This window comes from Kocuria sp. ZOR0020 (assembly GCF_000800955.1).
Lineage (GTDB): Bacteria > Actinomycetota > Actinomycetes > Actinomycetales > Micrococcaceae > Kocuria > Kocuria subflava.
The window spans coordinates 1-415 of record NZ_JROX01000385.1; the positions used below are offsets into that span (position 1 = coordinate 1).

General features: G+C 39.3%; 2 tRNA genes. Both read left to right on the forward strand.

Annotated features, from left to right (window positions below):
- Nucleotides 1-23: 23 nt before the first annotated feature.
- Nucleotides 24-94 (forward strand) — tRNA-Trp (locus L979_RS13900).
- 69 nt (nt 95-163) lie between these two features.
- A tRNA-Pro gene (locus L979_RS13905) sits at nt 164-235 on the forward strand.
- Nucleotides 236-415 lie beyond the last annotated feature (180 nt).

Consider the following 415-nt stretch of genomic DNA (forward strand, 5'->3'; position numbering starts at 1 on the left):
CAACTAACAGCCCTTTGTATCTAGCGAACATAGTATAATGGTAATGCTACAGATTCCAAACCTGTAAACGTGGGTTCGATTCCTACTGTTCGTGTTCTCCTTTATTTTATTATATGTTATAAGTTATAGTTCTAGGTATTGAGCGTATTATGGCATATAGTAACAGGATATAGTGTTAATGGTAGCATGCGTGTTTTGGGAACATGTAGTGTTGGTTCGAGTCCAGCTATCCTGATGAGTGGTGTATAGTCCATAGACGAAGTGTTAAGCTATGGCACAACTATACAGATAACTGGTGCACGGTTATATCAGCTAACGAAAGTCCTAGTGTATTAAAGTGTCACAGGCATAACTAAGTGACAGCTGGTTAGAGTAATAAGGTGTACTAACGTGGTGTAGGGTTCGATTCCCTACT